This is a genomic window from Shewanella youngdeokensis (assembly GCF_033180165.1).
Classification (GTDB): Bacteria; Pseudomonadota; Gammaproteobacteria; order Enterobacterales; family Shewanellaceae; genus Shewanella; species Shewanella youngdeokensis.
This window is the reverse complement of sequence record NZ_CP136522.1, coordinates 3,177,419-3,200,950: the sequence shown is the minus strand read 5'-3', so window position 1 is coordinate 3,200,950 and position 23,532 is coordinate 3,177,419. Positions and strand designations below refer to the sequence as shown.

The window sequence follows — 23,532 nt, the reverse complement described above, 5'->3', positions numbered from 1 at the left end:
TGCAGGTAATATGCAGGCCGTTTTTTTATTGTTATGGCAGCTTGTTGCGTGACAGCGGATTAACCTCAGTAAAACTACTGCACAGCGAGCTGATCAGACATGGTTTGATAATCCATTAAATCTTGATGCTCTTTCACTCTATTGGTGCTCATGTCTAGGCTTAATGTGGTTACGCCTGGGATCGCAATATCAATAATTCGGCCAGGTTTACCAAATTGTTCGCCGGGGCCCTTATAGTGATAGTTGCCAATCAATACCACTAACGAGCCAGAATTATACATATGCTCGATACTAAAGCTGTAATCTAGAACGCCGCGATGAGCCCGCTTTAAAAACTGCATGATATGTCGTTTGCCGGTATATTTTACACTGGCTGTTCGGTCGTTAAATACACTTTCACGATTATAATATGCGTTTAATGTGGCGTAATCTTGGTTAGTGAGTGCTTCCATATAGTGGATTGCCAATTGCTGCTCTTTAGGCATATCACCGTTGCTGGCAAACGCAGGTTGGCAGAGCAAAACCAAAAATAAACAGCAAAGTCGTATCGTCATTTTAGTGAGTCTTTAAGTCAAAAGAGGGTAAGGAAAGGTGCCAGCGAATGGCCGCTAATCGAATGACTAAGGCGATCGCCATGGCAAACAGCAACGCAAACAAATCGGGTGCGCCCAGCGTTAAACTAACGGTATAGCAAATGCCACCAATGATAGACGCAGTGGCATAAATTTCGGTACGAAGCACCATCGGCACCTGCTGGCAAAGTAAGTCGCGAATAATGCCGCCTCCGACCCCAGTAATCAGCCCCATAACTACAGCTACCATGCCGCTAAGTTCGAGGCTCAATGCTTTATCGGCACCAATAATGGTAAACAGTGCTAACCCCAATGCATCAGCCACAGGCAGCGAATATCTACCTACGCGTTTAGGCTTGCTAAAATATATAAAAGACATTAACACTGTGGCTAAAATCACAATGATATAGTTGGGGTCTTGAATCCAAAAAACGGGTGTAGCACCAATAATGGCATCCCGTATGCTGCCCCCGCCAATAGCGGTGACCGAGGCTAATACAATAACCCCAAATGGGTCCATTTTATGCCTACCGGCCGCTAACGCACCCGATAAAGCAAACACCGAAGTGCCGCATAAATCAAAGACATAAATCCAATCAATCATTTATCCATCTCTTTTAAGTGGATGTTTAAGGCGTCAACTGAAATACGAATTTCAATCACCGACAATAACAGTGAATACAGCAGTAATAATAAGCTGCAGCCAAAAATAACAGAGCCAATTTTGTTGAAACCAATATAGATGAAAATCATACATAAAACACATAAAGCAAAGCTCATGACACCGGACTCTTGCATCCGTTTGATGATACTAATGCGCTGTCGCAAATTTTTAAGTTGGCTGGTGTGTACAGGGTGCTCATCACGACTCAAACTGCGGATCAACGCAGCTAATGAAAAAAAGCGGTTGGTATAGGCGAGTAACAACAACGAAATTGCCGGAAAAAGTAATGCTGGCGTGGTGAGTGAAACATGAATATTTTCTAGCAAAACAAAAAGCCTTTAGTGAAGATTACAACTCGAAAATGATAATACCAATGCCATTTAGATATTCAAGTTGAGTGTGTTTTTATGCACAATTAAACGACAGATGGCTCAATTATAAGCCAGTTAGTTTGCAATTCGTGTTAGGTGTTAATCATTCTGAGTAAGCACCAAATGCTAGGTAGCAACACAATGGCCAAGGTCCATAAAGCAAACGCAAATGAATTGAATGACAAAGCACGCTGAATATCGTGGTGAGTGGGCAATGCGCCATAACATAATTTAGGCATACTGACCTTTTGTTCAATACTGCTTGAGGTTTTAAATTTAGCTGGGCCACCGAGTTCAATGTTAAGCGCACAGGCCATTACTGCATTGGTTTGATACTCAACAATTGGGGTTGCATTGATTCTGGGGTTACATAAAGCCATAAAGCTTTTTGGACCGCCTTGTAGGGCATAAGTAAAGCTCCATAGTTTAGCGGGAATAAAGTGAATAACGGCGCTGAGCGCATAGACCGGCAGACCAAAGACCCGGTAGTGAGGATGGCTCACTGGCCACGTATTGTCGAGCTGTTTAATCATTCTGGCCAGCAGTAAAATGGGTAAGCCACCAATACTATAAAACAGCACCGTAGCGGCAATGCCGTATGTAGGCGTTGTGGCTAGGCGTTCAATGGTCACTTTACTGAGGCCAACGCTTGATAAAGATTGAGTGCTGCGGATCAGCCAAGGTTGGAGCAAGGCGCGGGCACGAGTTTTATTGTCGCGCTGAATCGACACTGACACTTCATTGGCAATATATCTGAAATGGTCATCTTGCAAACACAGGTAGATAATGAGTGCGTCGAAAAACCATGGAAACTCAGCAAGCTCAGTAAAAAAACTGATCAGCAACCAAAAAGGCATGACTAATAAAATCATTGCTAGCATACCAGCAATCAGTTGCTGCGATGCGGCGCGGTGTGGATGATTGACTTTAAGGCTTAAGCTTTTGGCAAGTTGAGTGAGCCATTCTAGCGGCTGTAATTGCCGAGGTAATGGCGCCATACGCGCCATTAAAATCGACACTAACAGCACTAAAGCCCCAGTATAAAGTTGACTATCTTGCGAGAAGATTTTTGCAAACTCCGGAACCATAGTGCAGTTATATCCTGTGGATGATTAATCTTTAGTGAGTTAATTGCTTAAGTAGCGCAATGACCATTAATGCTGAATGGTGGCCAGCTTTAACAATGTATTGATCGAAATCGACAGGTGAATCATTATTCGCATTATCTGACAGTGAGCGAATAACCACAAATGGCACGCTAAACTGATGACAAACTTGTGCAATTGCCGCACCTTCCATTTCACATGCTGCCATAGTTGGAAAGTTTTCTAACATGTTTTGCGTACGTACGGGGTCACAAATAAAGCTGTCACCGGTACAAATTAGGCCTTCAATAGCTTTTACTTCACCAAGGCTTGTAATGGCTTGCTGCGCGGCTTTTACTAAAGCAGCGTCCGGAATAAATGCTGCTGGCTGCTGCGCCATTTGGCCAATTTCATAACCAAAAGCGGTAACATCAACATCGTGATGACGCACTTGTGATGAAATCACAATATCGCCAATCGCCAAGTTGTCAGCAAAACCACCGGCTGAACCAGTGTTAATAATGGCATCGGGTGCGTATTTTTCGATAAGCAATGTGGTGGCAATACTTGCCGCCACTTTACCAATACCTGAGCGCGTTACCACAACGTCTTGACCTGCTAGTTGCCCTGCAACAAACTCGATACCCGCAATAGTGGTAGAAGTTGAGTTTTCCATCGATTCAATAAGATGTACAACTTCTGGCTCCATAGCGCCAATAATACCGATTTTCATGAAATGACCTTTTTAAACTGCCTGAATGATTATGGACGCTAATATATCATGACCACAGGCGTTAGTGAAAAAGGCTTATTAACAGTATGAGAACTATACGCTGATTTCAGTTGTGGCTACAGTAATAGCGCAGCCTATAGCGATTACTAAAAGTATTGATTAAATAGCTAAAACCAAGCTGAGTATTGATGACAGCCCGCCCAGCTGTAAACGAACTTAAATGTTCTCTTATTTGTGTAAGTTCGAGGGTTAATCACACTCATTGACTGACGCTAAGCGTATATTAGCGGTTTAAGATGAGTAGCATAATTAAATCTAGACCCCATCAACAGGATAAAAACTCAATGGCGACAAAAATAATATTAGATACAGATCCAGGCATTGATGATGTTATGGCTATCTTGTTCGCAGAGGCTCACGCCGAGATTGATTTGATGGCGATAACGACCGTTTACGGTAATGTGGCTATCGACAGAGCCACACGTAATGCGCTTTATTTAAAGCAAAAATATCAGTTCAGCGCCGATATTGCCCAAGGCGCGGTCGGGCCGCTGATAAAAGATCCTGTTGGGCCAACGGTTGCCGTACATGGTGAAAGTGGTTTTGGTGACGTTGCAGTACCAGAGGTTGACGGTGAGATTGATACTCGACCTGCCTATCAATACATTATTGATGCAGTAACAGCCCAGCCCAATGAAATTACGCTAGTGGCCGTTGGCCCGCTGACTAACCTAGCACTGGCGCTGCAAGCTGAGCCAAATATCGTTAATTTGGTGAAAGAGGTCGTGATTATGGGCGGCGCATTTGGTGTTAATGATCACCGAGGTAATGTGACACCATACGCCGAAGCCAATGTCCATGACGACCCTCACGCCGCCGATCTTGTTTTCAGTGCGGCATGGCCAGTGGTGATTATTGGACTTGATGTTACAGAGCAAAGTTTTTTCAGCGGTGAATATCTAGATCAATTACGTGATGACGCTGCAGAAGTCGGACAGTTTATTTGGGACGTGAGTCGTTTTTATCTCAAGTTTTATAAAGAGAAAGTCGGCTTAGATGCCTGCCATGTTCACGACCCATCAGCTATTGCTTACGTGATAAAACCTGAGCTATTTACCCTTAGCGAAGGGCCGGTGCGTGTGGTAACACAAGGGCCAGCCGAAGGGATGACCATTCAAAAGTTTGATGGGCGTCAGTACTTTCATGACGAATGGCAGATGCATACTCCACAGCGGGTAGGGGTTGCCGTTAATGACGTAGAACTACTTGAAATATACCGTCAAACAATTATCAACTACGGTCATAAAATGAGTTAGTAATACCGAGCTTTTAGTTGCCTTGTTAATCGAGCATAAGCACATAACTAACAACAGCGCCGTGTAAATAGCGCTGTTATGCAGGTTTGCACTTGTTAGTGTAGTGGTTAAAGTCGGGCGGCAACCAAGCTAGCATCAGGCATGTTCGCTGCCCCTTCACGCTCAACCGCTAAAGAGGCGTAGGCGTTAGCAAATTTAGCCGCATCAAGCAGGTTGTTATTATTAACCCACTGCGCAACTAAAGCGCCGTTAAACGCATCACCGGCTCCGGTGGTGTCGGCAACCACACATTTTATGGCCGGGACCTCTTGAAAACGGCCATTTTCATAGAGTAAAACTCCTTGCGCGCCGCGGGTGATAACCACAGAATCAACCCCCATTTGATTAATCTTTTGGGCGGCGAGCTTTGCGCTGTTAAGGTCATTTACTTCAATGCCCGTCATTAGTGACGCCTCGGTTTCATTCGGGGTGATAATGTCAACAAATGGCAGTAATTTCGGGGTGTCGGTATGGTAAGGGGCAGGATTTAACACCACTTTTACGCCATGTTCATGGGCAATTTGCATTGATTGCACAATCGCCTCAATATTGTTTTCTAGCTGGGTCAACAACACACTCGCGCCAACGATATGTTGCTCAGCCTGTAATACTTCGGCGTGGGTGATTTCGGTATTAGCCCCAGAATGCACTGCAATCATATTTTCACCTGTTTTAGCGCAAACATAAATAAGTGCATTTCCGGTTGGGCAGTTTTCAGATTCAATAATAATCGTGTTATCAATGCCGGTACTAGCAAGGTGTTCTTTAGCAAAATGGCTGAATTGATCTTTACCTATTTTGGTCATAAAGGTCACGCTAGCGCCGGCTTTGGCCGCAGCATAAGCTTGGTTGGCGCCTTTACCGCCCGCCCCAATATTATTGCTCAGTGCGTGCAGCGTTTCACCCGGTTGCGGAAAGCGCTCTAATTTAGACACGATATCGACGTTAAAAGAACCTAATACAAAAATCTTACTATTCATGTTGTTGACCCTATTTTTTGTGAGGCTCTGGGTCATAAGATTGGATAAACCATTGTGTGTTAATTGCGACATTAAGCTATTTAAACAATATTTATCGGCATCGAATTCAGCAGAAACGTGTACACCGCCATGAGTCCTTATCACTTGTTGAGCTTGCTCAAGGATCGCCACATCACAGCGAATTGTTTTGGGCGTCACCTGTAGCAGTTTAGCTAATTGTGCATTGGATAAAGATTTATGTTCGCTGAGTAATTTTAAAATTACAGTCAGTCTTTCATTGCGGCTCAGTTTGTTCATAGGGGGAATATACTTGCTCAACACTGCAGAGGTTGTGATTTAGGTAAAAGCTTAACATGGTAAACGCACCAATTGGTTTGTTTTTAAAACACGACAAATTACTGCCCAGATTTTTTAAATGAGCAATAGCTGGTGTTGATTTTTGCTGCAGTTAGAATGAGCCATTAACCTTTAATAAAGGTTGTAGCACTACAGCAAAGAACGATTAATCGATAATGGTAAGTGCTAAAGGCAGCTAAGCTGCTTTTCTTGAGCGATTAATGCCAAAACCCCATGATACAGATCTTGCACACATTCAACTTCGGTAATGCCTAAGCGTCGGCGATTACTGATATCAAACACGCCTCCCTCGCTTGAAGAATGTTCACCATGAATACCACGGATCTGTAAGTGATGTTCTTCGGTTATTTTGTTCAACAGCTCCCTATTTTGGCCTAAGTAAGGGAGTTTAATATGCACACTAGCCCGCATAGCTGTGCCAAGATTAGTTGGGCAGCTACTGATATAACCTAAGTGTTGAGTGAACGAAAAACTCAAGTGTTTTTCAAGCTCTGCAAGCGCTTTAGTCAAGCGTGTAAATACTTGAGTAATATTGCCACCGGCTTGCATCGAAATAATGCGCAGTTGGTCTTCTTCATTAATCCAGACTAAAAAGGTTTTATCATTATTATGGTAAATTCCCCGTCCAGCCGGCCAGTCACGGTTTAAGCCTGCCGCTTCAAAAAAACGGTCGCCGGCCTTAAACAGAAAATGGTCGTTAATAAGTTGCGATTTAACCTCATCACTCATACCGGATAATGCAAAATATTGCCCCGACAATGCCCCTGACATTTTACTCAGTGCCTTTACCGCTTGGGCTTCAACCTCATCTCGCTCAGGTTGAGTGATTGCTGGCCCCAGCGGAAATTGAGCAAGGTTACGTCCGACCCGAATACGGGTTGATACAATATATTGTTCCGCAGGATCGGGATCATCAATATTAAGGTCTTCGGGGTTTAGGTTTGTTGTGTGCAGGGTATCGTCATCAAATTTATGATATTGACGAATGATAGGGTTAAACAGAGGCGCGAAGTGTTGATACGACTGCGTATCACCGGCATATACTCCAATATCGCTATCAGGATTTTGTAATCCTGAATTGATAACGTTATCAAGAGTAACCCCATTTGTGGTCACCACATTTTGTAGCTGAGTGAATAACTCCGGCGATAAGTGTTTGGCCATTAGTGACTGATGTTGCTTTGTAAACTCCGGATATTTCATAACACTCTGCTTTTTATAATAATTAGCCGAAAATTATAACTAAATCGGCCTTAATGCGACAGTCGTAAGTTATATTTAGATAACATGATACTTACAAGGGTGTGACGCAGATCTAGCTGGGCAGCAACTTATGTTGGTATCTCTTTACATTGCAGGTGTTCGAGTCGCGTGGCGCATAATGCTTGTTCGATATACCGTGTTTTGGGTTTCTGTGGCAGTAGGGCACTGTTTAAGGTTCAATTTACGCTTTACTATTGTGCAGTCTTAGTCACTTGTATAAATTCAGTAAGGTGAAAGCGAGCGTTCATGAAACGTTCAGATAACCACAAAGCAAAGCGTACAGTGCACTGTTCTCCCGAGGTGTAATGGCTATGACCTTAATTTTTCTGTAATTCCTTAACAAGAAAATTAATAATTTTAATGTCCACAGTTTAAACCACTTGCGCTACGGATTAAGTGGAAACCAAACCAAAGGAGTCATTTGGTAACTCTTTGGTATCATCAAACATAACTATCGCTCTTCTATGTTCTTGGAGAGCAAAAATAGCGGTTTTAAAACATTTTTCACATAAGTCGAGGTGATAAGCATTACCATCCTCTTGAGAGCCATGACCAAATCTAGCACTCAGTTCACCAAACTCAGCATATATTTCTCCATGCACTTCAATGATGACGGTTTCCTCGCAGACATCACAAATTTTATTAACTTCAGGTAGAACCTGCTTTTCTTCAAAGATTTTCATTTTGATTTCTCATATTAGTTCGCCTAGATTGACCTTAGTAATGCAGTCATTTCATGCAACATTGAAATTGATTATGTTCAGAGACATGTCAGTGCGCAACTCGCATTTTTTCAAAACATCTTAACAACTTAAGCAAAAAAAAGCGCTCCTTGCGGAGCGCCAATCACAAACTGTTAAACTGTCGGTTTAATCTTCCAAAAAGTTAAGGATCCCCATGGCTGCATCGCGGCCTTCGGCTATAGCGGTAACCACCAAATCTGAGCCGCGTACCATGTCGCCACCGGCAAACACTTTTGGATTGCTGGTCTGGAATGGATTATCAGCCACTTTAGGTGCTTTAACTAAACCCCATTCGTTGAGTTCGATGTTGTAATTTGCTAGCCATGGTGCCGGGCTTGGTTGAAAACCAAAGGCAATAATAATGGCATCAGCATCAAGTATTTGTTCGCTACCTGCAATGGGTTGTGGGCGACGGCGACCACTGTCATCGGGCTCGCCGAGCTGGGTTTCTATGCACTCAATGCCAATGACTTTACCGGCTTGGGTTTTGATTTCACTAGGTTGGCGATTAAATAAAAACTCAACTCCTTCTTCACGGGCATTTTGCACTTCGCGGCGAGAACCTGGCATATTGGCTTCGTCACGGCGATAAGCACAGGTTACTTTGGCTGCGCCTTGTCGCACCGCGGTCCGCACACAATCCATGGCGGTATCACCACCGCCGAGTACCACTACACGCTTGCCTTCAAGGCTGAGGTAGGGGTTGTCTTGGCATTGTGTTCCCATAACTTGATGGGTATTACCAATAAGATAAGGTAGTGCTTGATGTACGCCTTGGGCGTCTTCACCAGCTAAATTGGCTTTCATGGCGGTATAAGTGCCCATACCGAGGAAAACGGCATCGTAGTTTTCAATCAACTCTTTAAAGTCGATATCTTTACCGACGGTGACCCCAAGTTTAAATTCAATCCCCATGCCTTCAAGCACATTACGGCGTACTTGCATGACCTCTTTATCAAGCTTAAATGACGGAATACCATAGGTCAGTAAGCCGCCAATTTGTGGGTTTTTGTCATAGACCACCGCTTGGATACCATTGCGGGCTAAAATATCGGCACAGCCTAGGCCTGCTGGACCGGCGCCAATAATGGCTACGCGCTCTTTGCGGGCGGTGACTTTTGACAAGTCTGGACGCCAACCTTGTGAAATTGCGGTATCGGTAATGTATTTTTCGACATTACCGATGGTGACGGCTCCAAACTCTTCGTTTAGGGTACAAGCGCCTTCACAGAGTCGGTCTTGTGGGCAAACGCGACCACAGATCTCGGGCAGTGTATTGGTTTCGTGCACCAGATCTGCCGCTTCCATAATCCGCCCTTGCTTAGCGAGCGCTAACCAGTTTGGAATGTAATTGTGCAGTGGGCACTTCCATTCACAATACGGGTTACCGCAGTCTAAACAGCGGTCTGCTTGCTCTTTTACCTGTGGTTGGGCAAAGGGCTGGTAAATTTCGATAAACTGCGTAGCACGCTGTTTTGCCGCATGTTTAGTAGGGTCTTGGCGCCCAACTTCAATAAACTGAAAATCATTGCTCATATTATTTATCCCGCTCTGACTGCTAGTGCAGGTTCTGATGGCTCTAACTTTAATAGGTCACTAATCTCGATATTTTTAGGCTTCACTAAAATAAAGCAATCTATCCAGTTTTCGAAATCGCTTAATATCATCTTAGCGTGTTCACTATTGGTTTCTTCGATATGCTGCTCGATTAAGCTGCGCAAATGTTGCTGCTGAATAGCCGATTGCACTTTATGAGTGTCGACCAGTTCAGTGTTCACGCGCGGTTTAAAGTGGCCAAATTGGTCAAACACATAGGCAAAGCCGCCGGTCATACCTGCGCCAAAGTTAACCCCAGTTTTGCCAAGTACCACAACGATGCCACCGGTCATGTACTCACATCCGTTATCACCTAAGCCTTCAACTACAGCGATGGCGCCGGAGTTACGTACGGCAAAGCGTTCGCCGGCTTGACCCGAGGCAAATAATTTACCGCCAGAGGCGCCATATAAACAGGTGTTGCCTAAAATGGTTGACCGTTCAGATTTAAACTGGCTACCTAACGGCGGATAAACGGTAATTTTACCGCCGGACATGCCTTTACCGACATAATCGTTGGCATCGCCGCAGAGCATGAGTTCTTGCCCCGGTGCGTTCCACACGCCAAAGCTTTGACCTGCACTACCGTTAAACTTCAATTTTACGGGGGCTTTGGCGCCGTCACGGCCCACATGTGTGGCAATGTAACCCGAGAGGCTTGCACCCACCGAGCGGTCGGTATTGTTAATACTGAACATTTCGCAAATGGGGACGCCAGCTAAAACCGCTTCTTTACAGTCTGCTAAGATGCGCTGGTTTAATGCACCGAGATCTGATGGCGGGTTGGTCTCGCGCCATGTTACCGCTGAGGTTTCTGGTACTGCTGGGCGGTACAATATCGGCGCTAAGTCTAGCCCTTGTTGTTTAGCTGTATCACCTTCGATTGCGCTTAACCAATCACTGCGACCGACTAGGTCTTCAAATTGCGTGACACCCAAGGCCGCCATGTATTCACGGATCTCTTGTGCGACAAATTCAAAGTAAGTCATTACGCGCTCTGGCAGGCCGTGGTAATGCTCATTACGCAGCTGTTTATTCTGGGTCGCGATACCCGTGGCACAGTTGTTGAGGTGACAAATACGTAAGTATTTACAGCCCAATGCAATCATAGGCACGGTACCAAAGCCGAAACTTTCAGCGCCAAGCATTGCGGCCTTTATTACGTCTTTACCGGTCTTTAAACCGCCGTCAACTTGCAGGCGAATTTTATGGCGTAGACCATTTGTAACAAGTGATTGATGCACTTCGGCAAGGCCAAGCTCCCAAGGACTGCCGGCGTATTTAACTGAGGTGATTGGGCTGGCACCTGTACCGCCGTCATAACCGGAAATGGTGATCATATCGGCATAGGCTTTTGCTACACCAGTGGCAATGGTACCAACGCCGGGTTCTGACACTAACTTCACTGACACGAGCGCTTTAGGATTAATCTGTTTTAAATCGAAAATCAGCTGGGCTAAATCTTCAATTGAGTATATGTCGTGATGTGGCGGCGGTGAAATAAGGGTAACGCCTGGGCGTGCATTACGCAGAGCAGCAATTTCAACACTGACTTTATCACCTGGGAGCTGTCCGCCTTCGCCGGGTTTAGCACCTTGAGCGACTTTAATTTGCAGCACTTCGGCATTAACTAAGTAATGTGCGGTGACGCCAAATCGACCTGAGGCTATTTGCTTAATGGCTGAGTTGCCTTCGGTGTTAAAGCGACGTGGATCTTCTCCGCCTTCGCCTGAGTTTGAACGGCCACCTAGGCGGTTCATTGCAACGGCTAATGCTTCGTGGGCTTCGGGGCTTAACGCACCAATACTCATGGCAGCACTGTCAAAGCGGGTAAATAAGGTTTTAGCGGGTTCAACGGTGTCTACATCAACCGCGACGAGTTCACCTTTGATGTCAATTAAGTCTCGTAGGGTGGCAATTGGGCGGTCGTCTACCAATTTAGTAAAGCGTTTGTATTGTACGTAATCTTGGTCACGCAGGCTCGTTTGCAAGGTATTAACGACATCGGGGTTAAAGCAGTGATATTCACCGCCATCAACGTATTTTAGTAGACCACCTTGCGATAATGGCTGGTGGGCTCTAAATGCTTGTTTGTGCAATAGTTGCTGATCTTGCTCAATTAACGCAAAGCTGGCGCCTTGAATTCGACTAATTACGCCATTAAAGCAAAGCTCGACTACGTCGTCGGCTAAACCGACTGCTTCAAACTGTTGGCTGCAACGATATGATGCCACAGTACTAATGCCCATTTTAGACATGATTTTTCGTAGGCCTTTATCAATGCCTTGACGGAAGTTGAGCATAAGATCGCGGGTGTTTTCAACGCCGTGACGCATTGCAAGATCTGAAATGCACTCGTAAGCCAAATAGGGATAAATAGCTGTGGCACCAAAGCCGAGTAATACTGCAAAGTGGTGTGGGTCGCGTGCTGATGCGGTTTCAACAATGATGTTGGTATCACAACGCAGGCTTTTATTAACTAATATTTGCTGAACCGCGCCCACAGCCATGGCTGCAGGGATAACTTGCTTCGACTTCGCGGTGGCTCTGTCTGACAATATTAGTAGGGTGGTACCGGTTCTGGCGAGTCGTTCAGCTTCATCGCAAATACGTTTAATTGCGGCTTCAAGGCCTTCACTTAAATCGTAATTCAAGTCGATTGTATTGGCTCGGTAGTAGCTGCTGTCTAATGCCATTAGCTGATTAAAATCGCTAAATAACAAGACAGGCGAGTTGAACATCACCCGGTAAGCATGGCCTGTGGTTTCGTTAAATAAGTTTTGCTCACGTCCGGCACAAGTGGTGAGTGACATCACGTGCTTTTCGCGCAGTGGGTCGATGGGGGGATTAGTGACCTGGGCAAACTTTTGGCGGAAATAGTCATAAATGGTACGTGACTTTTTAGACAGCACAGCCATAGGCGTATCGTCGCCCATTGAGCCGGTTGCTTCTTCGCCTTTTTTGGCCAGTACCCAAATAACTTGTTCTAGCTCTTCGCGAGAATAACCAAACTGTTTTTGGTACTGCAGTAGTTGTTCATCATTATACTCGCGCTGACCTTGTTCATTGGGGCCAAAGTCTTCAGCGGGCTTGAGTACGGTGCTGTGTTTTGACATCCACTCTTTATAAGGGTGGCGACGTTTGAGGTCGTTATCAATCTCAAACGATGAATACAGTTGGCCGTTTAAGGTATCTAGTACTAATAGTTCACCAGGGCCTACACGACCTTTTTCAACGACTTCGTCGGGGGCGTAATCCCAAATGCCGACTTCAGATGCTAGCGTTAGGATGCGATCTTTAGTGATCACGTAGCGTGATGGGCGTAAACCGTTACGGTCAACGGCACATGCAGCATGGCGACCGTTGGTCATTACAATGCCTGCTGGGCCGTCCCAGGGTTCCATGTGCATTGAGTTAAAGTCATAAAAAGCCTTTAACTCGGGATCCATTTCTGGATTACTTTGCCACGCTGGTGGAATAAGTAAGCGCATTGCACGGTATAAATCCATACCGCCGGCCAGCAACATTTCTAGCATGTTGTCTAATGATGACGAGTCAGATCCGGTTTCATTAACGAAAGGCGCGGCTTGCTGTAAGTCGGGTAACAGCGGCGCGTGGAACTTATAAGCCCGTGCCCGTGCCCATTGGCGGTTACCAGCGATGGTATTAATTTCACCATTATGGGCTAGATACCTAAACGGTTGAGCTAGCGGCCATTTAGGTGAGGTATTAGTTGAAAAGCGCTGATGAAACAGACAAATAGCACTTTGTAGGCGAATGTCGGCCAGGTCGCTATAAAAAGCAGGTAGGTCGGCAGGCATCATTAAGCCTTTGTATACAATTACTTGCCCTGAAAGGCTTGCAATATAAAAGTCTTTATCATGACTGAGCTGCTGTTCTACGCGGCGTCTTGCCATGTATAAGCGACGCTCTAAATCTTTTTCGCGCCAACCAATAGGTGCATTAATAAGTACTTGTACTATTTGCGGCTGACTGGCTTTACCAATTGAACCTAGTACGTCGGCGTCGACAGGTACATCACGCCAGCCTGCAACGCTTAATGTTTCTGTTTGTAGTTCTTGCTCTATAAGAAGTTTGGTTTGCGAGGCCAGTTCTTCATCTTGGCTAAGAAATAGCATACCCACAGCAAAGCGACGGCTTAAGTGCCAGTCATTTTCTGTTGCGATAGCTTTAAAAAACTCTATTGGCAGCTGCATGAGTAGGCCGCAGCCATCACCAGTACGTCCATCTGCTGCGATACCACCTCGATGTTTCATGCGGTCCAACCCATGAATCGCGGTACGTACTATTCGGTGGCTTGCTTCACCGTCCATTTGAGCTATAAGCCCAAACCCACAATTGTCCCGTTCAAAACTTGGATGATATAAGCTCATTGATACACTCCCTAACCTCAACTAATACTACTCGGGATATAAAGCGAATAATTTTTATAAATATGCACCCGAATCAACTAAATTAACCTTTAGTCTACTAAAGGTCAAACCATATCAGCTGAGTGTAACCCAACCTTAGGTTGCTAATTCATACGGACGTTTAACTGCCTTTACCTTAACGTTAACTGCGGATTGATGTGTATAACGTTATGAATAAAAAGAATTTTAGTTTTAGCGACTCGCTTTGTTTACTTTTTTGCAACATTTTTATTGATTGTTGCTTATTAAAGAAAAAGATTTTCATGCTAAATACAATCAAATGTAACGTAGTTTAGCTTTTGACTATTTATGCACTAAGTTGGATGTGTTTTTCTCGCTAAATAGTGCAACAAAAATACTAAAAATTACTGTTATTTGAGCTAGCGCTAATAAATGAATTCAGGAAATGACTACAATAGCGCAAATTCTTAAATTGGGTGATGGCTTTGGGTCTTGATAGTTACGTTAATACATTCGGGAGTGTCTGCAAGCAACGGTATGGTGAGCGGATCCGTAAATTGACCATTGATGCGAAATTTACCTGCCCTAATCGTGACGGCACCTTAGGCAAAGGTGGCTGCACATATTGTAATGTAGCATCATTTAGCCATGAGCATAAGACTGAATTATCGATACAAGCGCAGTTAAATCAAGGTCGTGAAAGACTCTCAACAAAGCCTTCAAAGTACATTGCATATTTCCAAGCTTACACTAGTACTTATGATGAATATTTGGTGCTAAAACAGAAATATGATGAAGCCATCCGTGACACCGATATTGTTGGTCTATGTGTGGGGACTCGCCCCGATTGTGTCCCAGAAGAGGTGATTAACCTCTTGGTAGATTATCAGCAACAGGGGATAGATGTTTGGTTAGAGTTGGGTCTGCAAACGGCTAACAATCAAACATTAAAGAAAATAAACCGTGGGCATGATTTTGAAGTCTATGCCGATACGGTAAAGCGAGCTCGCGCTAAAGGTATTAAAGTGTGTACTCACCTTATTCTTGGTTTGCCAGGAGAAGGGCACGAAGACTATTTAACCACTTTAGATAAAGTGCTTGGTGTAGGTGTGGATGGTTTAAAGTTGCACCCATTGCACATTGTTGAAGGTAGCACGATGGCCAAGGCGTGGCGTAATGGTAAAATGGATTTACTAAAAATAGAGGATTATGCCTTTAGTGTGGGTGAGTTAATCCGTCGTACTCCTAAAAATATTATTTTCCATCGCGTGACTGCTTACGCCAAAAAACCGATGTTACTGGGCCCTGATTGGTGTGCATTTCGTTGGGATGGTTTAGTCGCGATTGTAGATGACTTAAAAGCGAAAGGCGAGCAAGGTAGTAACCTAGCGGAACAGAAAAGTTAATTACAGTCACTTACAACTCGCAATGTTAAAAGTAGCCCCAGAAGTTATCGGTGACATTAATTGTTTTGAACTTTTTAATTAATCAGTTGTTGCTGTGAGGTTAAAATGTGCTGATTTTCAACTACAAATGACACTAGTTGTTGCGCCTAAAAATTTAGCGAGTATTATGTTTACAATCGTATTTTTTATACGCGGCAATTATTTTGAGAGGTGCCTAAATGGCCACAGCTGAATTAGAATCAATTTTGGATCTTAATACACTGGAGCAGTACTGCAGTGCCATCGGCGCAGGTACGTTACTTAAAAGTGTCGTGTTGTTTGAACAGCTTATGCCTGAATATGTGGGCAACCTTGTTAATGCATATGAAGCGAAAGATAAAGAAACGCTTTGTTCTGAAGCACATAAGTTTAAAGGTGCTGCCGGATCTGTAGGTTTAAAACGGATTCAACAGTTTGCGCAGTTAATACAACATGGCGAAGTAGCTTCATGGGAAGCTGAACATCCAACATGGGTTAACGAGATTGTTAACCACGGTTCGAGCGACTTGCATGCACTAAAACAATATCTTGAATCAAGAGCGTAAGCACTGATTAAGATGTTGAAATGGCGTTGTTTGGGTAACTAAGCAGTGCCATTTTTTTTGCATTTTAAACAGTGTTATTCATCACCTTGACTTTTTTACACAAAGTTAATTGTTTTTATTATAAAGCTAATCGTAAAATACGATAAATAACGCCATTGGTAATCATACTTTATGAAACACCTCCCAAGTTTGAAAAACTTGTTTTACTTGGTTAATTTGCACCAAGAGCAAAATTTTAACCGTGCGGCTAAAATTTGCCACGTGAGTCAGTCTACATTATCGAGTGGTATTCAAAACCTTGAAGATCAATTAGGTCATCAACTTATCGAGCGTGACCATAAGTCTTTTATATTTACTGCCATTGGTGAAGAGGTTGTCACCCGCTCGCGCAAGTTATTAACGGATGTTGATGACTTAGTCGAACTAGTAAAGCATCAAGGCGAACCCATGACGGGTGAGATCCGGTTAGGGTGTATTCCTACCATTGCGCCATTTTTATTGAGCCTAGTGGTTCAGCATTGTAAAAAAGTTTACCCAGATTTGACGCTATTATTGAAAGAAGATACCACCGATAGGCTTATCGATGCCCTTGGAAAAGGAGAGCTTGATTTACTATTGTTGGCTTTACCGGTCGACACGAGTGGTTACCATAGTATGAAAGTGGGAATTGACCCATTTAAAATGGTTGTACATGAAGAGCTTACTGATGAAATCCACGAGCCAATTGATTACCAGTCGCTGCCTGATGAAAGCATTTTTCTATTACAAGCTGAGCACTGTATTACTGGGCATGCGATCAGTGCATGCCAATTAGGAGAAAGTGCCAAAATTAATCCATTCGCCGCTACGAGTTTACACACCTTGGTACAAATGGTTAATTGTAAATTAGGTACCACTTTTTTGCCGCAAATGGCTATTGATGCTGGCATCTTAAATAATACAGATTTGCTTGCGTTAGCGCCGCCTGGTGAAACTCCATATCGAGATATTGGACTGGTGTGGCGACAAACATCGAGTCGGATTTTAACCTTTAGAACGCTAGGTTTAGAGATCCAAACTTTACTTGAACAGAATGAATAGTTTTAAGCGGTATTGAGTAATGCACAGTCGTTACGATGAAAGCCGATAATTATTTATCGGCTTTTTTATGCGGCGTTTTTAGGGGAAACCCCATAGATTTCGATTGAGTGTTGCTTACCTTTCAGTTTGATAGGTCCCAAGTTGTTGAGGTCATAACGAGTTTCAGCAAAGTCGAGACGAGACTTAAGCGAACCTGAAATCAACATTCTCTGGCCAAGGGGATTACACTGATCTTGCAATCTAGCCAAGGTATTAAGCACATCACTAAAGAAACTAATTTCTTGCTTTTGAACACCAACAACCGCAGCAACAACCTGACCACAATGTGCAGCCGCTTTAAATTTAGGGACAAAGCCGTATTGTTCTTCAAAGTACAGGCGCTGCCAACTAAGTTGCTGACTAAACTCATGGTATATATTAAAACAACGATCTTCTTTTATGCCATCTTTTAATGGCCAATGAATAAGAACTGCATCGCCCATATAACGATAAATTTCAGCTTCGTTATTAGTGACAGTATCTGCAAGTAAACTAAAGCTATCTTGGATTAATCGGCTAAACCGGTAATCTCCCAGAGACTCTGCATGTGTTGTTGAGGCAACCATGTCTAAATATAAAAACAAGCGTTGCTCATAGCGGGGCTTATGATAATTGCCAAGACCAATATTAACCAAAACACGGAAACCAACCAGCAAGGCCATTTGCTCAAGAAATGCTAGCCCTACTCTGACCACTACTAAATAAACAATGAGCGCCTGAAAGGCGGGGCTATATAGAATATGCGCCGTTAGCATTTGTCGCAGGGTGGTCATGTGGTTTTCAATGGCCCACATGTTTAGGTATTGGGTTATATACGCCAGCGTAGTGGCACCTAATAGTAAGAATAACCCTTTAAATATGACTGAAAAAACATAAGGTAAGCGGTTGATGGCGCTGAAGTCAGCAATGAGGTTCGACATCCAATGTAGGCTACCGAAAATTATCCCCATATAAATTGAAAGCGTCGCAAGATCTGCAGAACCAACTGCCCATTGAGGGAGCTCTGGTGTTTGTGCGTATCTGAAAAATACGAACGCTGCCATTGCTGAAGTCCAAGCGAAAATAGCGAAGGCTAACTTCTTTGCCTGTATACTTGCTCTCACTGTTTAGGGGGTATCCAACTGCTAATTTCTTACGATTCGCTAGTCTATAGAATATCACCCTACTATTTCCAGTAGTATTTGTGATCTACGTCAAATGAGTGCTGAGTTTGTACAAATAACATTCAAAGTAGCGCCGAAAGAATCCTTTGAGTGAATTGAGTCTTTAAATAAAAGCCCCGAGGGTTGACTTGAGAGCGACTGCCGTTGTGTCCAATACTCTGTGTGAGCACTTGGCTATTGGCTGCTTTTGGTCGTAATTGCAGCACTTCTCCATGTCTTGCTGTAATGGATTCGACTTTGCCGATGGCGATGAGCTCCATGATCTCTTCCCAGTCTTGTTTGAGTAACGCTTCTTCTTCGGCTGACGGGCTCCATAATACTGGAGAGCCTATTTGACGTTCAGCGAGGGGGATTTCTCGTGCGCCTTGAACAGGGATCCACAACACATTTTGTAGCTTGTGGTAGACGACACTATTCTCCCATGTCAGTCCTTGAATATTAGATAAGGGGGCGACTGTCACATAGGTTGTTTCTAGTACTTTACCCGTTTGGTTAACTGGGATCGTTTTTAGTTCAACACCTAAATGTATAAAATCTTGCTCTGGTTTTGACCCCGCAATGGCGCCGAGCTCTAATTCTATTAATTGGCCGACCCAACCTTTATGGCGTTTAAGATCTTTAGGTGACTGGATCTGATGGTGATGCGCTAGCTGTCCCAGTGTCAGCCCGGCCATGGCTTCGGCACGCATCATGAGCTCTTCTAGTGTATTAGGTGGTTGAGTGGATTTTTTCATAGGGCAATTTTACTTAAAGTTTGGCGGTTACACAAGGTTGGTTGTTTTTTGAACGATCCTTTATTTAAAAGTTTAAACTGCCATTATTGTTAGTTAAGTTACTGAAAAACATCTTTTTAAATGTTCACAATAATTACATCAACAGTGTGACAATTAAGTTACCCCGCTAGTTTAACTGTTTTTCTAACATAGTTATCCACAGATATTTTGGATAACTCTTACTATTAAAGCAACTACTGGAATAAATTTGTTCTGTCAATGCTATTTAAAGGCATATATTTGCTTTTTTAAAGTCAAAAATACTTGCTATTGTGAATAACATCATTCTAGCAGTGGGCAACTTTTATATTTAAACTGCGGAGGTTAAAAAGTAACCATATTTTAAGTGGTTTGGTTTTGCAGCTGTTTGCTGCAAGTGTAAGTTGTTGTAAATAAAAGATTATGTTCTTTATTGTTAACAAGGCAATATTTATTTCAAAGATGCATATCAGTTCGATAATGGACTTTATTAGAGTTTATAACAGAGATATCCACAGATTCTGTGGATATAATTACAAAAAATTGGCCGAGCCTGTTGATAAGGTTTGATATTAGTTAGATTTATACAGTGAGAATGCGCAACTGAGATTTGCTGCAACGCTAGCTTTGTGAAACAATCTATTCATTAATAGTTAATAGTTTCGGAGTCCATGTGATTGATAGTGACGGCTTTCGCGCAAATGTGGGCATCATTATCTGTAATCGCTCTGGGCAGGTTATGTGGGCAAGAAGATTTGGCCAACATTCCTGGCAATTCCCTCAAGGTGGTGTTGACGAAGGTGAGTCAGCAGAAAAAGCCATGTATCGTGAATTATACGAAGAAGTAGGGTTAAGGCCAGAACATGTAAAAATTTTAACCTCTACGCGATCTTGGTTACGATACAGGTTACCCAAGCGATTGATCAGACAAGATAGTAAACCAGTTTGTATCGGGCAAAAACAAAAATGGTTTTTATTACAGTTAGTGAGCACGGATAGTGCCATTAATTTAAACGCATGTGGTCATCCTGAGTTTGATGATTGGCGTTGGGTGAGTTATTGGTATCCCGTCAGGCAGGTGGTTTCATTTAAGCGTGATGTGTATCGAAAAGTGATGAAAGAATTTGCATCAATAACACTGCCTTTGCAGGTTAAAGAGCACAGTGTGAAAAGAAGAGGTATTCGCCGAGGCTAATAAAGGGAGGTTTGCGGTTGTGTTAAAAACACTAAGGGACATTACACAAGTCGTTGCTTCAGCTAAGGATTTGCAACATGCGCTGGAGCAGCTTGTACTGCAGACCAAACACGCTATGCGAACAGATTGCTGCTCTGTCTATTTATTAGAGCAGCAACAACTGATCTTATCTGCGACCGATGGGCTAGCCCCCACTGCTGTTAATCGTGTACATATTCCATTAACCCAAGGATTAGTTGGGTTAGTTGCGCAGCGTGAAGAGGCGATAAACCTTGCTGCGGCTTCTTCACACCCCCGATTTAAATTACTGCCTGAAGTTTTAGAAGAAGCCTATAACGCTTTTCTTGCGGTACCGATTGTGTATCAAAAGTCTGTGATTGGCGTAATTGTTGTTCAACAAATCCAAGCACGACAATTTAGTGAAGCAGAAGAAGCCTTTTTAATGACACTGGCAGCCCAGCTTGCTATGGCTATTAAAGGTCTCAAACCTCGGGCAGTTATCAACCATTCTACTTTGCAGCCACTTTATTATGTTGGAACCACTGCGTCAAAAGGGATTGCAATAGGCCAAGCGTTGCAGCTTGGTGGGCAAATTTCATTTGATCTAAAACCGCAGAAAGTTAACGATATTGTTGAAGAGCAAGCCCGCCTCAGGCGTGCAATGGGCTTGTGTAAAAATGCGCTGTCTAGTTTGTCTCAACGCTTTAATCGAGAACAAGATGAAGAAGCCGCATCTATATTTAATGCGTTATTACTATTGCTTGATGAGGCGAGCTTAGGGGGAGAGTACATTACTGAAGTCCTGCTGGGCTGGAGCGCTGAAACCGCCGTTTGTCGCGTATCTAAACGTTTTATCGCTCACTTTAACTGTATGGACGACCCTTACCTAAAAGAGCGTTCTAATGATATTAAAGACTTAGGGCAGCGTGTATTAAGGCAGTTAATCGAACCTGATAAGATATTTCTTGAACCCGAAACACCAGTCATATTAATTGTTCGTGAGGCTACAACAACCTTGCTGGCCGAGTTCCCAAGGCAAAAACTCGCTGGAATAGTAACCGAATTGGGTGGCGTTAACTCCCATGCGGCTATTTTAGCAAGGGCATTAGGTGTGCCAGTTATCATTGGGGTTAATGGCATATTGAATGTTGGCCTTGATAAAAAACAAGTGATTATCAACGCCAATAGAGGGCAGCTATTGGTTGAGCCTTCTGACACAATTTTAGCTGAATATCATAATCTTATTGCTGCTGAAAGAGCACTGCAGCGCCAATATGCTGCCGAACTACCTTTAACGACAGTAACGCTCGACGGATTACGGGTGTATTTATACATAAATAGTGGGTTACTGAGCAGTGTTGACTCAGAAACCGGTTGTGACTCTGACGGTATTGGACTTTACCGTACCGAAGTGTTGTTTATGCTGCGGCAATTTTTTCCGGGTGAACAAGAGCAATTAGACATTTACCGAAAAGTATTGCGCGCAGCAAATAATAAACCGGTGGTCATGCGAACGCTTGATGTCGGTGGTGACAAGCCACTTGATTATTTTCCTATTGTAGAAGACAACCCATGCTTAGGCTGGCGTGGTATTCGGCTTAGTCTTGACCATCCAGAACTGTTTTTAGTGCAGCTACGGGCGATGTTACATGCCGCGATAGATTCACAGCAGCTGCATATTCTACTGCCGATGGTAAGTAACTTAGAGGAAGTTGACCTTGCGCTGGTTTATTTAGAACAAGCCTACCAAGAGTTAACGGTTGAGTTAGAACAGTCATTTTCGATGCCTAAAGTCGGGATCATGTTAGAAGTTCCTGTATTACTGTATCAATTAGATGAAGTGGCAAAACGGGTGGATTTTGTTTCTGTTGGTTCTAATGATTTAACCCAGTATTTGCTCGCCGTTGATCGTAATAACCCCAATGTAAATGCGCTTTTTGATAGCTATCACCCTGGCGTGCTTAGGGCTCTTAAGTTTGCAGTTGAAAGGTGCAACGCTAATCATTTACCTATTAGCGTTTGTGGTGAACTCGCGGGCGAGCCAATAGGCGCTATGCTGCTCGTCGCTATGGGCTACGAGCAATTGAGTATGAGTCAAGCGAGTTTATCGCGAATAAACTACCTGTTAAGAAGGGTATCAAAGCTTGAACTGAGCGCGCTGTTAGATAAAGCTTTGTCACTGTATACAGGCGGTGAAGTTAAGGCGCTCATCAGTGAATATTGCGAAGAAAAAGGCTTAATAGCACTGCTGAATTAGCAGAATTAATTAACGAACCAGCGCTATTGCTTTAAGCTTGGTTTAATTAAAGAGTTGAGGGCTGTTTATGGAAAGTTGGTTGGTGATTTTTTGTATATGCCTTGCTCTTGGCTCCATTATTGGTTTTATGGCTGGTTTGTTAGGCATTGGTGGTGGTCTGATAGCTGTACCAGCATTGTTGTATTTCTTGCCTAATGTTGGTGTGCCATTTGAGCATTTGCCACATGTTGCGATTGCTACATCACTCGCGGCGATTATTTTAACGTCTTTATCTTCGGCATTAGCGCACAATAAAAGAGGTAATATTCCTTGGGGGCTCTTTAAACCAATGTTACCCGGTTTTGTTGTTGGCGCGATATGCTCAGGATTTGTTTCTAAGCTAATTGATGCCAGCAATTTACAGCAAGCTTTTGCGTTTTTTGTGGTATTAATGGCACTTCAAATGGCTTTTCCGATTAAACCAAGTGCGAATGAATCAATGCCAAAAGCAGCATTTTTGTTTATTGCAGCGGCTGTTATCGCATTGATTGCCGGGTTAATGGGTATTGGTGGCGGCGTGTTATTAGTACCGTTTTTGACTTGGTGTGGGCTACAAATGCGAAATGCGGTAGGTTTTGCTGCTGCAACTGGTTTATTGATTGCCCTTTTTGGCAGTATTGGCTACTCGTTGGCAGGTTGGAATTTAACAGCCCTGCCGCAAGGAACGTTTGGTTTTATTTACGTACCTGCGCTAGTTGGAATTGTGATTACATCGATGTTAACGGCTCCGCTAGGTGCTAAAGCAGCGACCAAGTGGCCAACAGCGTTATTGAAAAAAATATTTGCAGGTTTTTTAGCAATTGTAGGCTTGAAGCTGATGCTGACTTAAACTTTTAGTTCATCAATAAATTCGTTCGATATCAGTCGATAAGCTTATTGATGATGAGCTGTCTATCGTCTTATA

General features: G+C 43.5%; 19 protein-coding genes and 1 pseudogene. 7 read left to right on the top strand and 13 right to left on the bottom strand.

Annotated elements, in window-relative coordinates; all coding sequences use genetic code 11:
- Window positions 1–74 precede the first annotated feature (74 nt).
- From RGE70_RS13680 to RGE70_RS13660, 5 genes are all read right to left on the bottom strand, one after another.
- Entirely contained in the window at window positions 75–548 is a 474-nt protein-coding gene (locus RGE70_RS13680; RefSeq protein ID WP_310472987.1) for a nuclear transport factor 2 family protein, read from the bottom strand.
- Between the two features lie 7 nt (window positions 549–555).
- Window positions 556–1,176 carry a trimeric intracellular cation channel family protein gene (locus tag RGE70_RS13675; RefSeq protein ID WP_310471993.1) on the bottom strand — a complete coding sequence of 207 codons (621 nt, stop codon included), beginning with the start codon at window positions 1,174–1,176 and terminating at the stop codon, window positions 556–558.
- Window positions 1,173–1,550: a DUF2721 domain-containing protein gene (locus RGE70_RS13670; RefSeq protein ID WP_310472986.1), complete on the bottom strand. Its 378-nt coding sequence runs from the start codon at window positions 1,548–1,550 to the stop codon at window positions 1,173–1,175. The genes RGE70_RS13675 and RGE70_RS13670 overlap by 4 nt, the downstream gene beginning before the upstream one ends.
- A gap of 149 nt (window positions 1,551–1,699) precedes the next feature.
- Window positions 1,700–2,695 carry a cobalamin biosynthesis protein CobD/CbiB gene (locus tag RGE70_RS13665; RefSeq protein WP_310471992.1) on the bottom strand — a complete coding sequence of 332 codons (996 nt, stop codon included), beginning with the start codon at window positions 2,693–2,695 and terminating at the stop codon, window positions 1,700–1,702.
- 31 nt (window positions 2,696–2,726) lie between these two features.
- A complete protein-coding gene (locus tag RGE70_RS13660; RefSeq protein WP_310471991.1) occupies window positions 2,727–3,425 on the bottom strand; it encodes a 5'-methylthioadenosine/adenosylhomocysteine nucleosidase in 699 nt (232 codons plus the stop codon).
- Between the two features lie 344 nt (window positions 3,426–3,769).
- Between RGE70_RS13660 and RGE70_RS13655 the strand changes: the two genes are divergently transcribed.
- Entirely contained in the window at window positions 3,770–4,741 is a 972-nt protein-coding gene (locus RGE70_RS13655) for a nucleoside hydrolase (protein ID WP_310471990.1), read from the top strand.
- Between the two features lie 107 nt (window positions 4,742–4,848).
- Here RGE70_RS13655 and rbsK read toward each other — a convergent pair whose 3' ends face one another.
- From rbsK to gltB, 6 genes and pseudogenes are all read right to left on the bottom strand, one after another.
- A complete protein-coding gene (rbsK, locus tag RGE70_RS13650) occupies window positions 4,849–5,760 on the bottom strand; it encodes a ribokinase (protein WP_375087951.1) in 912 nt (303 codons plus the stop codon).
- A 174-nt stretch (window positions 5,761–5,934) separates the two neighbouring features.
- Window positions 5,935–6,057: pseudogene (locus RGE70_RS13645) on the bottom strand (DeoR family transcriptional regulator); the annotation flags it as partial.
- 225 nt (window positions 6,058–6,282) lie between these two features.
- On the bottom strand, window positions 6,283–7,320 hold the full coding sequence (locus RGE70_RS13640) for a phosphagen kinase (RefSeq protein ID WP_310471988.1): 1,038 nt from the start codon (window positions 7,318–7,320) through the stop codon (window positions 6,283–6,285).
- A 452-nt stretch (window positions 7,321–7,772) separates the two neighbouring features.
- Window positions 7,773–8,063 carry a hypothetical protein gene (locus tag RGE70_RS13635; protein ID WP_310471987.1) on the bottom strand — a complete coding sequence of 97 codons (291 nt, stop codon included), beginning with the start codon at window positions 8,061–8,063 and terminating at the stop codon, window positions 7,773–7,775.
- Window positions 8,064–8,249: 186 nt separating this feature from the next.
- Window positions 8,250–9,659, bottom strand: a complete 1,410-nt coding sequence (locus RGE70_RS13630) for a glutamate synthase small subunit GltD family protein (RefSeq protein ID WP_310471986.1) — start codon at window positions 9,657–9,659, stop codon at window positions 8,250–8,252.
- 5 nt (window positions 9,660–9,664) lie between these two features.
- Entirely contained in the window at window positions 9,665–14,113 is a 4,449-nt protein-coding gene (gltB, locus tag RGE70_RS13625) for a glutamate synthase large subunit (RefSeq protein ID WP_310471985.1), read from the bottom strand.
- A gap of 485 nt (window positions 14,114–14,598) precedes the next feature.
- Here gltB and mnmL point away from each other — a divergent pair, with 485 nt between their 5' ends.
- The 3 genes from mnmL to oxyR all read left to right on the top strand — a co-directional run bounded on the left by mnmL (window position 14,599) and on the right by oxyR (window position 17,183).
- Window positions 14,599–15,519 carry a tRNA modification radical SAM protein MnmL/YtqA gene (gene mnmL, locus RGE70_RS13620; RefSeq protein ID WP_310471984.1) on the top strand — a complete coding sequence of 307 codons (921 nt, stop codon included), beginning with the start codon at window positions 14,599–14,601 and terminating at the stop codon, window positions 15,517–15,519.
- Window positions 15,520–15,737: 218 nt separating this feature from the next.
- Window positions 15,738–16,103, top strand: coding sequence for an Hpt domain-containing protein (locus RGE70_RS13615; protein WP_310471983.1), 366 nt, complete (start codon window positions 15,738–15,740; stop codon window positions 16,101–16,103).
- Window positions 16,104–16,274: 171 nt separating this feature from the next.
- Window positions 16,275–17,183 carry a hydrogen peroxide-inducible genes transcriptional activator OxyR gene (gene oxyR / locus RGE70_RS13610; RefSeq protein ID WP_310471982.1) on the top strand — a complete coding sequence of 303 codons (909 nt, stop codon included), beginning with the start codon at window positions 16,275–16,277 and terminating at the stop codon, window positions 17,181–17,183.
- A 65-nt stretch (window positions 17,184–17,248) separates the two neighbouring features.
- On the opposite strand, the gene RGE70_RS13605 is transcribed toward oxyR, so the two are convergent.
- Together RGE70_RS13605 and mutH are read right to left on the bottom strand one after the other, a co-directional pair.
- Entirely contained in the window at window positions 17,249–18,325 is a 1,077-nt protein-coding gene (locus RGE70_RS13605; RefSeq protein WP_310471981.1) for an adenylate/guanylate cyclase domain-containing protein, read from the bottom strand.
- 122 nt (window positions 18,326–18,447) lie between these two features.
- Complete coding sequence (gene mutH, locus RGE70_RS13600) at window positions 18,448–19,119, bottom strand: DNA mismatch repair endonuclease MutH (RefSeq protein ID WP_310471980.1); 672 nt, start codon at window positions 19,117–19,119, stop codon at window positions 18,448–18,450.
- 691 nt (window positions 19,120–19,810) lie between these two features.
- Here mutH and rppH point away from each other — a divergent pair.
- The 3 genes from rppH to RGE70_RS13585 all read left to right on the top strand — a co-directional run bounded on the left by rppH (window position 19,811) and on the right by RGE70_RS13585 (window position 23,457).
- On the top strand, window positions 19,811–20,332 hold the full coding sequence (rppH, locus tag RGE70_RS13595; RefSeq protein ID WP_310471979.1) for an RNA pyrophosphohydrolase: 522 nt from the start codon (window positions 19,811–19,813) through the stop codon (window positions 20,330–20,332).
- A 19-nt stretch (window positions 20,333–20,351) separates the two neighbouring features.
- Window positions 20,352–22,589, top strand: coding sequence for a phosphoenolpyruvate--protein phosphotransferase (ptsP, locus tag RGE70_RS13590; protein ID WP_310471978.1), 2,238 nt, complete (start codon window positions 20,352–20,354; stop codon window positions 22,587–22,589).
- A gap of 67 nt (window positions 22,590–22,656) precedes the next feature.
- Complete coding sequence (locus RGE70_RS13585) at window positions 22,657–23,457, top strand: sulfite exporter TauE/SafE family protein (RefSeq protein ID WP_310471977.1); 801 nt, start codon at window positions 22,657–22,659, stop codon at window positions 23,455–23,457.
- Window positions 23,458–23,532 lie beyond the last annotated feature (75 nt).

Coding starts and splice junctions, on each gene's coding strand:
- RGE70_RS13675 (WP_310471993.1), bottom strand. CDS start 1,176: ATGATTGATTGGATTTATGTCTTTGATTTATGCGGCACTTCGGTGTTT.
- RGE70_RS13665 (WP_310471992.1), bottom strand. CDS start 2,695: ATGGTTCCGGAGTTTGCAAAAATCTTCTCGCAAGATAGTCAACTTTAT.
- RGE70_RS13660 (WP_310471991.1), bottom strand. CDS start 3,425: ATGAAAATCGGTATTATTGGCGCTATGGAGCCAGAAGTTGTACATCTT.
- RGE70_RS13655 (WP_310471990.1), top strand. CDS start 3,770: ATGGCGACAAAAATAATATTAGATACAGATCCAGGCATTGATGATGTT.
- rbsK (WP_375087951.1), bottom strand. CDS start 5,760: ATGAATAGTAAGATTTTTGTATTAGGTTCTTTTAACGTCGATATCGTG.
- RGE70_RS13640 (WP_310471988.1), bottom strand. CDS start 7,320: ATGAAATATCCGGAGTTTACAAAGCAACATCAGTCACTAATGGCCAAA.
- RGE70_RS13635 (WP_310471987.1), bottom strand. CDS start 8,063: ATGAAAATCTTTGAAGAAAAGCAGGTTCTACCTGAAGTTAATAAAATT.
- RGE70_RS13630 (WP_310471986.1), bottom strand. CDS start 9,659: ATGAGCAATGATTTTCAGTTTATTGAAGTTGGGCGCCAAGACCCTACT.
- gltB (WP_310471985.1), bottom strand. CDS start 14,113: ATGAGCTTATATCATCCAAGTTTTGAACGGGACAATTGTGGGTTTGGG.
- RGE70_RS13615 (WP_310471983.1), top strand. CDS start 15,738: ATGGCCACAGCTGAATTAGAATCAATTTTGGATCTTAATACACTGGAG.
- oxyR (WP_310471982.1), top strand. CDS start 16,275: ATGAAACACCTCCCAAGTTTGAAAAACTTGTTTTACTTGGTTAATTTG.
- mutH (WP_310471980.1), bottom strand. CDS start 19,119: ATGAAAAAATCCACTCAACCACCTAATACACTAGAAGAGCTCATGATG.
- RGE70_RS13585 (WP_310471977.1), top strand. CDS start 22,657: ATGGAAAGTTGGTTGGTGATTTTTTGTATATGCCTTGCTCTTGGCTCC.